At 60.1% G+C, this 13,826-nt stretch carries 14 protein-coding genes; 12 read left to right on the top strand and 2 right to left on the bottom strand.

From position 1 onward, the window contains the following. Window positions 1-93 precede the first annotated feature (93 nt). Together C5J22_RS18550 and C5J22_RS18545 are read right to left on the bottom strand one after the other, a co-directional pair. Window positions 94-1,167, bottom strand: a complete 1,074-nt coding sequence (locus C5J22_RS18550; RefSeq protein WP_105439509.1) for a zinc-binding dehydrogenase — start codon at window positions 1,165-1,167, stop codon at window positions 94-96. A gap of 564 nt (window positions 1,168-1,731) precedes the next feature. Beyond that, entirely contained in the window at window positions 1,732-2,640 is a 909-nt protein-coding gene (locus C5J22_RS18545; protein ID WP_105439397.1) for a LysR family transcriptional regulator, read from the bottom strand. A 135-nt stretch (window positions 2,641-2,775) separates the two neighbouring features. On the opposite strand from C5J22_RS18545, the gene C5J22_RS18540 reads away from it, so the two are divergent. From C5J22_RS18540 to C5J22_RS18485, 12 genes are all read left to right on the top strand, one after another. Beyond that, entirely contained in the window at window positions 2,776-3,690 is a 915-nt protein-coding gene (locus tag C5J22_RS18540; RefSeq protein WP_105439396.1) for a LysR family transcriptional regulator, read from the top strand. 548 nt (window positions 3,691-4,238) lie between these two features. Beyond that, window positions 4,239-5,192 (top strand): sugar ABC transporter substrate-binding protein, encoded by a 954-nt coding sequence (locus C5J22_RS18535; RefSeq protein WP_105439395.1) that lies wholly within the window; start codon window positions 4,239-4,241, stop codon window positions 5,190-5,192. A 73-nt stretch (window positions 5,193-5,265) separates the two neighbouring features. Then, complete coding sequence (locus C5J22_RS18530) at window positions 5,266-6,378, top strand: ABC transporter permease (RefSeq protein ID WP_105439394.1); 1,113 nt, start codon at window positions 5,266-5,268, stop codon at window positions 6,376-6,378. After that, on the top strand, window positions 6,378-7,157 hold the full coding sequence (locus tag C5J22_RS18525; RefSeq protein WP_105439393.1) for an ATP-binding cassette domain-containing protein: 780 nt from the start codon (window positions 6,378-6,380) through the stop codon (window positions 7,155-7,157). The genes C5J22_RS18530 and C5J22_RS18525 overlap by 1 nt, the downstream gene beginning before the upstream one ends. A gap of 122 nt (window positions 7,158-7,279) precedes the next feature. Continuing rightward, complete coding sequence (locus C5J22_RS18520; RefSeq protein ID WP_105439392.1) at window positions 7,280-8,371, top strand: Gfo/Idh/MocA family protein; 1,092 nt, start codon at window positions 7,280-7,282, stop codon at window positions 8,369-8,371. A gap of 791 nt (window positions 8,372-9,162) precedes the next feature. Continuing rightward, complete coding sequence (locus C5J22_RS18515) at window positions 9,163-9,495, top strand: Dabb family protein (protein WP_105439391.1); 333 nt, start codon at window positions 9,163-9,165, stop codon at window positions 9,493-9,495. 21 nt (window positions 9,496-9,516) lie between these two features. Beyond that, window positions 9,517-9,702 (top strand): hypothetical protein, encoded by a 186-nt coding sequence (locus C5J22_RS18510; RefSeq protein WP_105439390.1) that lies wholly within the window; start codon window positions 9,517-9,519, stop codon window positions 9,700-9,702. Window positions 9,703-9,814: 112 nt separating this feature from the next. Beyond that, window positions 9,815-10,099 (top strand): YciI family protein, encoded by a 285-nt coding sequence (locus C5J22_RS18505; protein ID WP_105439508.1) that lies wholly within the window; start codon window positions 9,815-9,817, stop codon window positions 10,097-10,099. A 49-nt stretch (window positions 10,100-10,148) separates the two neighbouring features. Continuing rightward, complete coding sequence (locus C5J22_RS18500; protein ID WP_105439389.1) at window positions 10,149-11,210, top strand: maleylacetate reductase; 1,062 nt, start codon at window positions 10,149-10,151, stop codon at window positions 11,208-11,210. 31 nt (window positions 11,211-11,241) lie between these two features. Continuing rightward, window positions 11,242-12,165 (top strand): intradiol ring-cleavage dioxygenase, encoded by a 924-nt coding sequence (locus C5J22_RS18495; RefSeq protein ID WP_205837198.1) that lies wholly within the window; start codon window positions 11,242-11,244, stop codon window positions 12,163-12,165. 2 nt (window positions 12,166-12,167) lie between these two features. Beyond that, the gene (locus C5J22_RS18490) at window positions 12,168-12,959 is read left to right on the top strand and encodes an SDR family NAD(P)-dependent oxidoreductase (RefSeq protein ID WP_172746692.1); all 792 of its coding nucleotides are present in this window, start codon (window positions 12,168-12,170) and stop codon (window positions 12,957-12,959) included. Between the two features lie 41 nt (window positions 12,960-13,000). After that, complete coding sequence (locus C5J22_RS18485) at window positions 13,001-13,798, top strand: SDR family NAD(P)-dependent oxidoreductase (RefSeq protein WP_027664433.1); 798 nt, start codon at window positions 13,001-13,003, stop codon at window positions 13,796-13,798. The last annotated feature ends 28 nt before the right edge of the window (window positions 13,799-13,826 follow it).

Here is a 13,826-nt window from a genome sequence, read left to right as displayed (position 1 = left end):
CCGGACAGTTCCGTCCGAGGTTCTAAACCTGACGAGCGCATGGGTAGCAGCGGAATTTCGGGCTTTCGTTTTGGACAGAAGTCCGTTGCCCTCTCAGGCGGACTGCATCGACACGAGGATCTTCATTTTGCCCCCGTTCGGGTCCAGGAGTTCCCGGAAGCCCTTGTCGACGACGTCATCCATGGCGATTTCGTCATCGACGATCTTCTCAGCTGGATAGAGGCCGGACCTCATCATCTCGAAGATTCGCGGCCAGATGGTCAGCGGGTAATTCAGCGATCCTCGCAGTGTGATGTCCCGCATCGTGAGGTCGAAGGGGCTGATCTCGGCGGGGCCGCCCATCAGTCCGACCTGGACGACGGTGCCTTGAGCGCGGACGGCCTGAAGGCATGTCTGCAAGGCGCGGGGGTGGCCCGCGCACTCAATCGCGGCGTCTACTCCGACGCCCTCTTCGGTTCCGTCCCTGATCGTGGACATGAAGTCTGGGGAACTAGGATCGAGCACCGTGACGTCGTTCGAAAGCGCCGCGATGCGCGCCCGACGGTTGGCATTCGGCTCGCTTACGAAAATCCGTGTCACACCTGCGGCGACAGCCGCGAGGACCACCAGCGCGCCGATCGGACCCGCGCCCGTTATAAGAAGGGTACCCCCAGGCGTCAGCCCTGATCGGTCAATGGCATGGACGGCTACCGCTGCCGGCTCGACGAGCGCGCCTTGCTGGTCCGTCACGTCGTCAGGCATGCGGATCGCGTTGTATTCGTGGACGATGGCGCGCTTCGCCATGCCGCCCCAAGGCCAGCTCAGGCCGACGACGGAAGCCTGCGGCCCTAGGAACGACAGGTTGCGGGTCCCGAAATAGTCGAGCCTTGGGCCGATCTGCGGCTGGATCGACACGCGGTCTCCGGGCTTCAGCGTCTCCACACCAGGGCCGATCGAGACGACTCGCGCCGCGAATTCGTGGCCCAGGATTTGAGGGAGGATGGCCCCGCTATAGGCGTTGGGCGTCTTGGGAGTGAAGATCGGACCGGATTCGAACTCGTGCAGATCGGTCCCGCAGATGCCACAAAACGTCGGCTCTACGATGACCTGGCCAAACTGGGGTGACGCGGGCTCGGCAGCCTCCTCCACTCGGACATCATGTTTCCCGTAGTAGCGTATAGCCTTCACCGCCAACTCCTCTCGATTTTCTCGGTCTTCGCGCCAGATTTTTGTGCGGCGCGTTGGCGAATGCCTACAGAACCGCCTGGAAACTTTTGGTGATAAATATCGAGACCGCTAATGCGCTCCGCTCTCCATCCCGGTGTTTGGATAATACAAATGCTAAACAAGCAAATAAGAGCCCAAACCGGAAAACACTTTCCCGGCGCGCGCAAAAGATTCAGATGGGAGATTGCGCGGTACGAATCTGGCTGAAAGCCGCGGCTAGCCGCTTAGCAAAAGCGTCCAACCTCGCACTCAGCAAGTTGATGTCAATGTGCAACAAGCGGCCCGTCGCGTTTCACAAAGACGCCCGCGACCATCCCTGCGTCTATGTTGCCACTGTTGGCGTTCATGATCACGGTGCTGACGGGATCAAGCAGGAGTATTGCCGACCGCATTGGGAGTTGATAAGCCGTGACATGAACAAGCTACGGCAATTCCCAAACAAGGTCGCTGAGATTGCCGTTGACGGAGCCCCATCGCTGGTCGGACGCTGCGCGATGCCCAGCGGCTCATTTCCCAAGACCCTGTTCAGTCAAGGGCTCCTTGTCGCCCTTTCTCCGCCAGGAAATCCACGACGGTTCGAACGCGCGGCAGTAGATGGCGCGTCACAGGCCAAACGGCGTAGACGGATACTGGAACATCTGCGACCTGCTCCAGAACTGACGTCAAAGTTCCCTTCTCCAAATGCCCCCGCACGAGCGAACGGGGCATTTGGCAGAGCCCCAGGCCAGCCAACGCCGCCTGCACGATCGCCTCTCCATCACCGAACTGGTGACTGACAGGGGGCAAATATCGAACCGCAGTGCCGCCGGAACCCTTGATGCGCCAACTTGCTGAATTGCCTCCGAAGCCGCAGATGCAATCATGTTGTTGAAGATCGGCAACGCTTTGAGGTGTTCCCCGTGCTGCTAAGTATGAGGACGACGCTACAACGACGGAAGGTTGCTCAGTAAGTTTCTTGGATATCAGCCCGGTGCAGTCGCGAGTCTCACCGAACCGGATTGTGAGGTCGACACCCTCTTCGACGGGATCGACGATCTTGTCGTTAAACGAGAGCGACAGCGTCAGACCCGTGAAGGCTCTGGAAAAATCCAGTAGCAAAGGCATGAGAATCTGCCGTCCGAACGCAGCCGGAGCGTCGATCCGCAATCGTCCTGAGATCACTTGGCTTTTTGAGAGCAGCGTTGTCTCCGCCGCAGCTATTTCCCCAAGCGCATGTCGCACGCTCGCATAATAGGCTTCACCATCGGGAGTTAGACTCAACCGCCGTGTGCTCCGGTGCAGCAGTTTGATACCCAAGCGCTCTTCAAGCTTCGTCACGCTTTTGCCGACCGCAGACTTCGTGATGCCCAATTTGGCGGCAGCCGCCGTGAAGCTGAGGGCTTCTGCGGAATGTAGAAATGCAATAACTCCATTTAACTGGTCGATCTGGGTCATTGTAAACTTTCACTCCACACACTGGAGAAACTGAAACCCTTCTGTTCCAACAAGGTTACATTAAGCTATAGCGCACGCGCAAGAAAAGTCGAACATCGGCAATGGTCTTCGCGGTCAACGCAAGAATGTCGGGCCATGGATCGTCTCACAGAGATCGAAGTCTTCATACAGATCGCGGAGTATGGGAGTATCACGAGGGCCGCGGACGCGTTGGACATGTCAGTCTCGGCCGCGAGCAGAAGCCTGCAATCTCTCGAGGAGCGTCTCAACGCTCGGCTGGTGCAACGGACCACTCGACATCTAAGTCTGACCAGCGAGGGGGAACTGTACTATCAACGCGGCAAGGAATTGGTGGCGGGGATGCTCGATGCGGAAGCGAGCGTCAGCGAAGGCGCGTTAAGCCCAAGCGGGTTGCTGCGGATAAGCGCTTCGATGTCGTTCTGCCTATTGCACCTCAGCCCGCTCATCCCAGCGTTTACTCGAGCCTATCCTAAGGTGAGGGTCGAGGTACTGGTTTCCAACCGGTATTACGATTTGATCGAAAACGGGGTCGACCTGGCGATTCGTACGCGTCGCGTGGAGGCAGATTCGTCGGTCACCATCCGCCGCCTCGCTGAAACCAGGCGACTGCTTGCAGCGTCGCCCGAGTACTTGGCAAAGCGTGGCGCGCCACTCAATCCCGATCAACTCGCTGAGCACGACTTGCTCCTCTACACGTTGGCCGACAATTGGAACCATCTCACCTTCAAGAAGAATGGCGAGACCATCACAAAGCCGGTCAACGGCCTACTCAACTCGAACGAAGGCCAGATCATACGTAAGGCCGCTTTGGACGGCCTCGGGATTCTGGCTCAGCCGACCTACATCATAAATGATGATTTAGAGTCCGGTAGGCTGGTGCGAGTGATGGACGACTGGGATCTGCCGCGTCTGACCATGAATGTCGCCTATCCGACCCGTCACCACCTTCCTGCCAAGACCCGCCTATTCATCGACTTTTTGGTCAGGGAGTTTAAGAACAGCGACTACGAGGCCAAATGGACGGCTTAGGTTCGTCGGATAAATAGGCTCGCCATCCGCGGGACAACAGCTTGGCAATGGCCGTGCTGTAGACCCGTCCCCGTTTGAAGCGCTTCAAGTCACTGCGACAGCTCTAGCGTTTTCGTCCGGTCCATGATCCGATCGCCAACCTTTTCCGCGTTCGCTGCTAGGATATTGCTTCAGTTCACCATCGAGAGCTACGAAACGTGGCTATGCAGATTTGGCGCAACATTATGCGCCTTCAAGCCGCTTAACTCCCGCAAATTTTCCCATCCTTGGCCGGGGCTTGTTAACTTTACGATGCCGTTTGGTGAACTGGCGACACGCTTAGGGCGCGATCCAGTCGCCTCGAAAGTTCCGCCAATGTCACGGCCGCCGGTACAATCACCGTAAGATTTTTGCAGCTACTGCAATACTGTTTTGTTCTGCCCCTGGTTCATCCCGGGTAGCCAAAAATGCATAACATGGGCTCGGGGTTGGAGGGAAGAAGACGGGGGTGCAATCGCACCGGGCCAGCCGCCAAGCCGACCGATCTCGGTCAACATGAGGAGGAAAATATGAACAATCGTGTATTTAAGGCCGCGTTGCTTGCCGGTTTGGCTGTCTCGGCCACTCTTGGCTTCGTCGGAACTGCCCTGGCGGATGGGGAGAAATACGTTCTCATCCATCATTCGCCCGACAGCGAGACGTTCTGGAACACCGTGAAGAACGGTGCCAGCCTGGCGGCAAAAGAAGTCGGCGCGACCGTGACCTTCCGCAACCCGCCGACCGGCGACCTGGCCGACATGGTGCGCATCATCCAGCAGACCACCGCCGAGAAGCCTGACGGGATCATCGTCACTATTCCCGATGTCGAGACGGTCGGCGGCGCCATCGAAGACGCGGTTGCCAAGGGCATCCCTGTTGTTACGATGAACACCGGTACGGCAGAAGAATCCAAAAAGCTCGGCGCCCTGCTTCATGTCGGACAGCCCGAACTCGACGCCGGCAAGGGAGCCGGTGAGCGCGCGAAGGCTGCGGGCATCAAGTCGTTCCTCTGCGTCAACAGTCTCTTCCCCAACGTCGCAGGGCAGCAGCGTTGCGAGGGCTTCGCGGCCGGCCTGGGTGTGCCACTCGGCGGCCAGATGATCGACTCGGGCACCGACGCGACCGAAATCGCCAACCGGGTAAAGGCGTATCTTTCCAATCATGCGGATACGGGCGCCGTTCTGACCCTTGGGCCGATGACCGCCCTGCCGACCATCAAGGCGCTCAAGGATACCGGTTTGGCCGGCACGATCTTCTTCGCGACATTCGATCTCACGCCGGAGATCTCGCAGGCGATCAAGGATGGCGTCATCAACTTTGCCATCGACCAGCAGCCGTTCCTTCAGGGCTATCTGCCGGTGATCACCCTCACCAACGACCTTCGCTACGGGGTTCTGCAGGCGAACTCGGTGTTGTCCGGACCCGGCTTCGTGACGAAGGATAATCTGGCTCTCGTCCAGTCGCTTGCCGGCAAATACCGGTAAGCGGACGACCTCCCGAACGGAAGCGGCGCTTCCCGCATCCGTTCGGCCCTCACGACAGTTTCAGGTGATCGCAATGAGCACGACAATCAGCGCTGACGAGCGCGTTAAACAGACGTCAACTCTCCGACGGGCGCTCGTCCGCCCGGAGCTCGGGGCCATGGGCGGCACCGTTGCGGTGTTCGCATTCTTCCTCATCCTTGCCGGCAACACGCAAATGTTTGCCCTGGACGGGATCATGAACTGGAGCACCGTGTCGGCTCAGTTCGTCGTCCTCGCTGTCGGTGTCTCGCTGCTGATGATTACCGGCGAGTTCGATCTCTCGCTCGGTTCGATGGTCGGCTTCTCCGGCATGGTCTTCGGTCTGCTGGTTATCTACGTCGGCTTGCCTGCTTGGGCGGCCATCGGCGTCACGGTACTTGCTTGCGGTCTGATCGGGGCGATCAATGGCCTGCTGGTCATCCGCACCGGCCTGCCATCATTCATCGTCACGCTTGCCTTCATGTTCATCTTGCGCGGTGTGACGATCTGGAGCGCTATCACCTTCAATAGGCAGCCGGTGGTGTCGGGGATTGCCGATATCGCCGCTGGCGATCCCATCGCCTGGCTCTTTGGCGGCAAGGCGCTTGGAGGGCTGTTCTCATGGCTCGGCCAGCAGGGGTGGATTGCGACCTATACCCGCGGCACCCGAATGGGACAGCCGATCGTTGACGGCATCCCGATGTTGATCATTTGGGCAATCGTTATGGTGATCGTCGGTCAGTGGGTGCTCACAAGAACCAGGTTCGGCAACTGGATCTACGCCGCCGGCGGCGACCCGCAGGCTGCGCGTTATATCGGCGTACCGGTCGCTCGCGTGAAGGTGGCGATGTTCATCGTTGCGGCGTTGTGCGCCACGCTCTTGGGAATTTCCCAGGCGGTGGAGTTCGGCTCGGCTGCCTCCGACCGGGGCATGATGAAGGAGTTCGAGGCAATCATTTGTGTGGTCATTGGGGGCGCCTTATTGACCGGCGGGTATGGCTCCGTCGTTGGCGCCGCGCTAGGAGCCGTCATCTTCGGCGTCGTGCAGCAGGGTCTGTTCTTCACGAATGTCGAGAGTTCGCTGTTCCGGGTATTCCTCGGATCGATCCTCCTCGCCGCCGTTATCGCCAACACTTACATCCGCCGCGCGATCACCGGAGAGCGATGATGTCCGCACCAATTCTTGAAATGACCGATATCCAGAAGCACTTCGGTCACATTATTGCCCTCTCGGGCGTGTCCTTCGATGTCAAGGCAGGCGAGTGTCACTGCCTGCTCGGCGACAATGGCGCGGGCAAGTCGACATTCATCAAGACGATGTCCGGTGTACATGCCCCCACGCACGGCGAGATGAAAATCCAGGGCGAGCCGGTCCGCTTCACCAGCCCCCGGGCGGCGCTGGCCGCGGGAATCGCAACGGTCTACCAGGACCTGGCAATGATCCCGCTGATGAGCGTGAGCCGCAACTTCTGGCTTGGCCGTGAACCCGAAGCCGGCATTGGCCCGTTCAAGCGGATCGACTTCAAGAAGGCCGATGCAATCACGTTCGAACAGATGCGCGAAATGGGCATCAACCTGCGTGAGCCTGGACAATCCGTCGGGACGCTCTCGGGCGGCGAGCGACAGACGGTGGCAATCGCTCGCGCGGTCTATTTCGGCGCCAAGGTTCTCATATTGGATGAACCGACATCCGCCCTGGGCGTGCGTCAGACGGCCAATGTCCTGTCGACCATCGACCGTGTGCGAAAGAAGGGGGTAGGGGTTGTGTTCATCACCCACAACGTCCGACATGCCCTTGCTGTCGGTGACCGCTTTACCGTCCTCAATCGCGGCAAGACCCTCGGCACGGCCGATCGCGGCCATATTTCCTCCGAGGAGCTTCAAAGCCTGATGGCAGGCGGGCAGGAGCTCGCCGAGCTCGAAGCCTCTCTGGGGAAGACGGTGTAGCGTTCCCCGATCGAATGGCCGACCGTAGGGAAAACACCATGCGGTCGAGACAATGCTGACGAGGTTGATGACATCGCTCGTCACCTCGTCGAGCGCGTTTCACCAAGGTTTGGGAGAAGGAAATGACCTACGCGATCGGCGAAAACGCCGAGTTTGGTATCGCTTGCCTGGGTATCACGCACCCGCACACCTCGGGACGCGTGAAGGCATTTCAGCGCATGGCCGGTGCTCGGCTGATGGGAGCGTACGACGACAGTCCGTTGCTCGCCCCCTTCGTTGACGCGCTCGGGCTGGAAGCCAGAGCAAAGGAAGCGATCCTGGCCGATCCCAACGTCCACGCGGTCCTCGTGCATTCAAAGAGCCACAGCATGGCCAACTTGGCCGTCGAGGCGCTTGAGGCCGGCAAGGCCGTGTTGTGCGAGAAGCCGGCGGGACGGGGGTCGGCCGATACCGCCCGGATCGTCGAGGTAGTTGAGCGGACGGGCGGACTGTTCCAGGTTGGCTACTGCTGGCGTTTTGCTCCTTCGGTGGACAAGATGCAGGAGGTTCTTTCGAGCCGCCGGCTCGGCAAGGTGCTGCAGGTGAGGGCGCATGCGGGCTGCTCGCACAATGAAGCCGCCACGCCGCACATGAACCAGCCCGGGGATATTGGTGGCGCAATGTTCGTTATTGCCTGCCACCTGATCGATCGCATTCTGCTTCACTTCGGAGTGCCCCAAAGCGTGAATGCGCGGATCACGAAATTCGAGTCAGCATTCGGGAGCGACTCCCGCGAGGACGCCGGCGGCGCGATTTTGAACTACGGTGACAAGCTCGTGACTGTCGACTTCATGTCGTGGGATCCTCTGTCTTGGACCGAAAGCTGGGATCTTTCGGCCTACGGAACGGAGGGTATCATGCACTCTTGTCCGCTACCCTCGTCCTACAAGATATATGACAGCGGCAGGAACGGGTTCCAGCAGGGCTGGACAGAATGGCGCGAGACGAGCTTTCCGGAAATCTGGGCCACCAAAAAGACCGTGTACTCGCCGGAGATCGCGGAGATCGGCAACCCGATCTACTTCGATCGGGAGGCGGCAGCTTTCGTCGGGTCGCTCAGGTCTGGCTCGGCCTCAGTCGTTTCGGCAACGCAGGCCCACAATGTGAACCAGCTGCTCGAGGCCTTGTTCAAGTCGTCCTCTCTTTCCGGCGCCGAAGTGGACGTCGCCGTCTGAGTCCAACTAATGCGAAACCCGGGGTCCCCGATCTCGGGTTTGTGTGGCGCCAAGGCATGGCGCGTAGCGCCGTCATCGGCGTTGCCTTCTCAAGTCGATTTCATGCCGATCTCCGGCGGAACGATGAAATGGGAAACCAACTTCGACTTCGCCTTGAGACCTCTCTAGTTCGCGTCCTCCCAGGCGCTTTAGCGAGGCAGCACCCCTACGACGGGCGTGCAGCCTCGCATTCTTTTTGGCTGAGCGTGTCGCTCGAGGCCGGCAGCTCAGCCACCCGTGAAAGTACGTCTACCATTCAGCTCAGAACCTTCCCCCGGATAGAGCCGACTGTCACTAGCGTGAGCCGCAACGTTCCAATGCCTCTCGGTGGGAAGATCCCCGCCCGGATGCAGTAGGCACGCGCACCTGACCATTTGGTTTCCCTAGCGGGCATTGACTTCGTGGTCGGAGGTCGTCCTCAGCGCCAAATCCATGAGTTGCCCCCCACCGGGCATTTCAGGTTCTCCTACAGGCGGCGGCCTGCAAAGTCGGTTTTGCTTTTGCGCAGCGTGAGAAAGTGTTTCCCTGCTCCCGGCCTTTTTCCCAAAGTTGGGGAAGCTAATTTCGATCTGCGGCGGAGGAACGGCCGTTGGGAGGAATTCCATGAGCTTCAATCGGGTTTGCCGGATCTGCCGCGAAGGGCCCGCCTAAGCGAGTGTTCAGCGCCCCGTAAATGAAAACGGGATTTCCAAAGACATCAACCGAGCCGCTCTTTCCGGCAGTTCGTAACTCCAAACTCAAGAAGAAGATCGATGATCAAGCATATCGTCATGTGGGACGTCCGTGGAGACAGCGCCGAGGAGAAGCAAGCCGCCGCTTTCGACCTCAAGACAAAGTTCGAGAGCCTCCGTGGGGAAATCCCCGGCCTCCTTTTCCTTGAGGTCGGCATCGATTTTTCACGTGTGGATTATGCCTGCGATGTCGTACTCTATTCCGAATTCAAGGACGAAGCTTCCCTGGAAGGGTACGCCTCCCATCCCGCGCATCTGCGGATCAGGGATTCCCTAAAGGACGTCCGGATCGCCCGACACCAGGTCGACTACTCCCCGCTCAAATGCGCCGGCGTGCATGCAAACGCCGACTAAGGTGTGAAGGTGGAGGAGCCGATGACCACGATGATCCAATCCCAAGACCTCAAGCCGACGCTGACCCTGAATGTGCGGGGGCTTCGGAAGATCTACGGCGGCGGCGCTTTAAAGAGCGTCGATTTCGACCCGATGCCGGGCGAAATCACAGTCGGTTGTTTGGCCCTCAAGAGCGGGGGCACGAAGTCAATACCAAGGACAACGTGAAGGATTGCTATCCGGCCAACGGGAAGTGATCGAAGCAGATCCAGTTGCGGTTTTCGAACCGCCACCACTCTTCGAAGTTGATCTTCGAGGGAGAACGATGAAAGGAAAGTTCATGCTCTTTGCGGTTCATTGCCTCGACCACGCGGATGGCCTGCCGCGCCGCCAGGCGAACTACGACGCCCATAAAGCGTACCTCTCCTCAGGCACGGTAAAGACCGTAATTTCGGGACCGCTTGTCGCAAATGACGGCGAGACCATGATCGGGTCGCTATTCGTCTTTGAGGCCGACCAGATCGAGGACGTGATCGCGTTCAACAAAAACGACCCGTTCGCCCATGCCAACGTCTGGCGCCAAGTGGACATCAACCCGTTCTTGAAGCGCGTCGACAATCGCTAAGAGCGCTGGACGTCCGGTCCAATCGAGGCTGGGAATTCAAGGAACCGATATGCAGTCTTTCGTCTATAACGGCCAGCCGGCCAGAGTGATTTTCGGGTCGGGAACGCTGGCCCAGCTTCCAGCGGAAGTCGACCGCCTTGGGCTGAAGCGTGTTCTGATCCTGGCGACGCCGCCACAGGCCGAAGATGCGAAGAAACTTTCCGCGCTTCTGGGCGCGCGTTCGGTCGGTGTCTATTCCCAAGCGACTATGCACACACCCGTGGACGTCACCGAGGACGCGATGAGGGTTGTGGCCGACAAGAACGTCGATGGCCTGATCGCAGTCGGTGGCGGATCGACCACAGGGTTGGCCAAGGCGATCGCGCTGCGGACCGACCTGCCTCAGATCGTCGCCCCGACCACATACGCGGGATCGGAAATGACGCCGATCTTGGGCGAGACCAAGGACGGGCAGAAGGTCACGCAGAGCAGCCAGAAGATTCTTCCTGAGGTCGTCATCTACGACGTTGACCTCACGCTCACGCTCCCGGTCGGCATGTCTGGCGCCAGCGGCATGAACGCCATCGCCCATGCGATCGAGGCGCTCTACGCCAAGGAACGGAACCCCGTCGTCTCCCTGATGGCGCTGGAGGCGATCCGGGCCCTGGCGCGTTCGCTGCCGCTGATACATGACGACCCGTCCGACCGCGCCGCGCGCAGCGACGCTCTCTACGGCGCGTGGCTCTGCGGCATCTGCCTGGGTTCGGTCGGCATGGCCCTTCATCACAAGCTCTGCCACACGCTGGGCGGCTCGTTCGATTTGCCACATGCGGAAACCCACACGGTGGTCCTGCCGCACGCGCTAGCCTACAACGCGCCCGCCATTTCCGAAGTGATCGAAAAGCTCCGGGACGTGTTTGGTCATCAGGACCCCGCTGTGGCGCTTTTCGAACTCGCCGGACGGATCGGAGCGCCGAGGTCCCTGCGAGAGATCGGCATGCCGGAACACGGTGTCGAGGTGGCTACCGAGCGCGCCTTGGCCAACCCGTACTGGAACCCCCAACCATTGGAGCGCGACGGCATCCGCGCGCTGATCGCCCGCGCCTTTGCGGGCGACGCTCCGGCCATTTGATGGCGAGCAATTTGGCCGAGGAGGATAGAGAATGTCTGAGATGAGCAAAGCCGAAGGGTCGAAGCCCAAACATCCGTATTTTGAGGAGGAGACCTCGGTCGACGTCGTGAACGCAAGAATGGGGCCGGACGTCGATCCGCGCCTGCGCGAGGTCATGTCCATCCTGGTGAAGCACCTCCATGCTGCGATCAAGGAAATCGAGCCCTCGCACGAGGAATGGCTTCAGGGCATCAAGTTCCTCACCGAGGTCGGGCAGATGTGTTCGGATTGGCGTCAGGAGTTCATCCTGCTGTCTGACACTCTCGGCGTCTCGATGTTGGTCGATTCCATCAACCACCGTCGCCCCAGCGGTGCCACGGAGAACACGATCCTCGGACCGTTCTATGTACCAGCCGCTCCGCGCTACGCAAACGGGACTAACATTTGCCTGGACGGCAAGGGAGAGCCGATGGTCGTGCGGGGGCATGTCGTCGACACTGATGGCAAGCCGATCGCCGGCGCGCTCGTCGACGTCTGGCAAACAAACGACGACGGGTTCTATGACGTGCAGCAAAAGGACGTTCAGCCCGACTGGAATCTTCGCGGCGTCTTCACCTCTGAGAGCGACGGCTCGTATTGGTACCGAGCCGTGAAACCCCGCTACTACCCCATCCCCGATGACGGTCCGGTCGGCAAGCTGCTTGGGCATCTGGGCAGGCATCCCAATCGGGCCGCGCACATTCATTTCATCGTAAGCGCGCCAGGCTACGATCCCGTCATCACCCACATCTTCACACCCGATTGCCAATACTTGGCCGAGGACTCGGTCTTCGGCGTGAAGGACTCGTTGATAGCGGACTTCGAGAAGGTGACCGATCCCGCACGGGCATACGAGCTCGGCTTCGATGGCCCCTTCTGGTCTGTCGACTGGGACTTCGTGCTCGCCACGAAAAAAGACACCCCCAAGGAGAAATGACGATGCCGCAACTCACCTTCGAACTTCCTGACACTGTAGTGGTGACGGGAGCGTCGTCCGGCCTCGGGCATGAACTTTGCAGTCTGCTCGTCAAAGCGGGTGTGGCGACCGTCGGCGTCGATCTCTCGGCTGCTCAGGACGATCTCGCCGCTCTTGCGGGATATCACCATGTCGCGGGAGATGTCGCCGGCGAGGCGACCTGGGACAAGGTCGTCGCCCGTCTGAGGTCTTCGGGCGCGAAACGCATCGGTCTCGTGACGTCTGCAGCCATCCTAGACGTCGGCACGATCTTGGACGCCACGCCTGCGGTTATCTCCCGGGCGCTCAACGTGAACGTCGTGGGCACTGCCCTGGCGATCAAATCCCTGCTGCCGCTGATGATCGAGGCCCATGATGGGGCAATCGTGGCTGTGGCCAGCGTCAACGCCACGTTGGCAGAACAGCAGCTTGGCATCTACAACGCCACGAAAGCAGCGGTGCGGCAGCTGGCCCGCACGGTCGCGGTCGACCACTCCCGAAGTGGCGTCCGCGTCAATGTTCTCAGCCCCGGACCCATGTTGGCTGGCCTCTTCAAGCGTCACCTTGAATCCGCCACCGACAGCGACAGGTTCCTGGCGACGCGATCAGCGCGCCAGCCCGGCGGCCGCATCCTGGAGGCGCGCGAAGTCGCCCAGGCCGCGATGTTCCTTTTGTCGAGTGGCTCGACGGCGATCCTTGGCGCTGATCTCGTCGCCGACGGGGGACTGACCACGAGCTTTGATTTCCGAACGGGGGAGGAAGGCGCTTCGATCTGACGCGCCCGCCATATTTGAAAACGATCCTATGGGAGAGAGAAATGGAAACTGGACTGAAGGGTAAAATTGTTTTCATCACAGGTGCCGCCAACGGCATCGGTCGTGCGACCGCGGTGGCGTTCGCACGGGAAGGTGCAACGTTGGGCCTCGTAGACATCGACGAGAAGGCCTTGGCCGAGGTTAAGGTCGAAGTCGCCGCAGCGGGCGGCATGGCCCACACCGCGAAAGCGGACCTGTCCACGGGGGCCGGCGTATCGGCGGGCCTCGACGAGTTGCTCAAGGCGACGGGCGGCGCGGTAGACGTGCTGGTGAACAATGTCGGCTCAGGCGCGATCCGTACCTTTGACCAACTGACCGACGAAGAATGGGAGAAGACCTTCTCCCTCAATTTCATGAGCTACGTTCGCGCGACCCGGAAGCTGCTTCCGATCCTCCGCGAGCGAAAGGGCGTCATCGTCAACAACGGTTCCGATCTCGCCCGTCAGCCTGAACCGGTACCGATCGACTATTCGACGTCGAAAGCTGCAGTTCTTGCCCTCACAAAGGGTCTCGCGCGCGCCGAAGGCAAGAATGTGCGGGTCAACGCCGTCGCGCCGGGTCCGATTTGGACGCCGTTCTGGACGAAGCCTGGTGGCTTCGCCGAAACGATGGGCGCGTTCCACAAGATGGAGCCGCAGGCGGCTGTCGAACATGAGATGAAGCTGCGGCAGCTTCCGCTTGAACGTCTCGGGACGCCCGAAGAGGTCGCCAACGTGGTCGTATTCCTTGCGTCCGACCTGGCCAGCTTCGTCACTTCGGCGGTTTGGGGCGTTGACGGGGGCAGCATCCGCTCCATCTGAGTCCCCTCATTGTATACTTTTGCGCTAC

This window comes from Neorhizobium sp. T25_13, assembly GCF_002968675.1.
In the GTDB taxonomy this organism is placed as follows: domain Bacteria; phylum Pseudomonadota; class Alphaproteobacteria; order Rhizobiales; family Rhizobiaceae; genus Neorhizobium; species Neorhizobium tomejilense.
The sequence above is the reverse complement of the archived record's forward strand: the minus strand, read 5'-3'. Positions and strand labels throughout refer to the sequence as shown.

Coding starts and splice junctions, on each gene's coding strand:
- C5J22_RS18485 (WP_027664433.1), top strand. CDS start 13,001: ATGGAAACTGGACTGAAGGGTAAAATTGTTTTCATCACAGGTGCCGCC.
- C5J22_RS18540 (WP_105439396.1), top strand. CDS start 2,776: ATGGATCGTCTCACAGAGATCGAAGTCTTCATACAGATCGCGGAGTAT.
- C5J22_RS18515 (WP_105439391.1), top strand. CDS start 9,163: ATGATCAAGCATATCGTCATGTGGGACGTCCGTGGAGACAGCGCCGAG.
- C5J22_RS18545 (WP_105439397.1), bottom strand. CDS start 2,640: ATGACCCAGATCGACCAGTTAAATGGAGTTATTGCATTTCTACATTCC.
- C5J22_RS18535 (WP_105439395.1), top strand. CDS start 4,239: ATGAACAATCGTGTATTTAAGGCCGCGTTGCTTGCCGGTTTGGCTGTC.
- C5J22_RS18500 (WP_105439389.1), top strand. CDS start 10,149: ATGCAGTCTTTCGTCTATAACGGCCAGCCGGCCAGAGTGATTTTCGGG.
- C5J22_RS18520 (WP_105439392.1), top strand. CDS start 7,280: ATGACCTACGCGATCGGCGAAAACGCCGAGTTTGGTATCGCTTGCCTG.
- C5J22_RS18510 (WP_105439390.1), top strand. CDS start 9,517: ATGACCACGATGATCCAATCCCAAGACCTCAAGCCGACGCTGACCCTG.
- C5J22_RS18495 (WP_205837198.1), top strand. CDS start 11,242: ATGTCTGAGATGAGCAAAGCCGAAGGGTCGAAGCCCAAACATCCGTAT.
- C5J22_RS18525 (WP_105439393.1), top strand. CDS start 6,378: ATGTCCGCACCAATTCTTGAAATGACCGATATCCAGAAGCACTTCGGT.
- C5J22_RS18530 (WP_105439394.1), top strand. CDS start 5,266: ATGAGCACGACAATCAGCGCTGACGAGCGCGTTAAACAGACGTCAACT.
- C5J22_RS18490 (WP_172746692.1), top strand. CDS start 12,168: ATGCCGCAACTCACCTTCGAACTTCCTGACACTGTAGTGGTGACGGGA.
- C5J22_RS18505 (WP_105439508.1), top strand. CDS start 9,815: ATGCTCTTTGCGGTTCATTGCCTCGACCACGCGGATGGCCTGCCGCGC.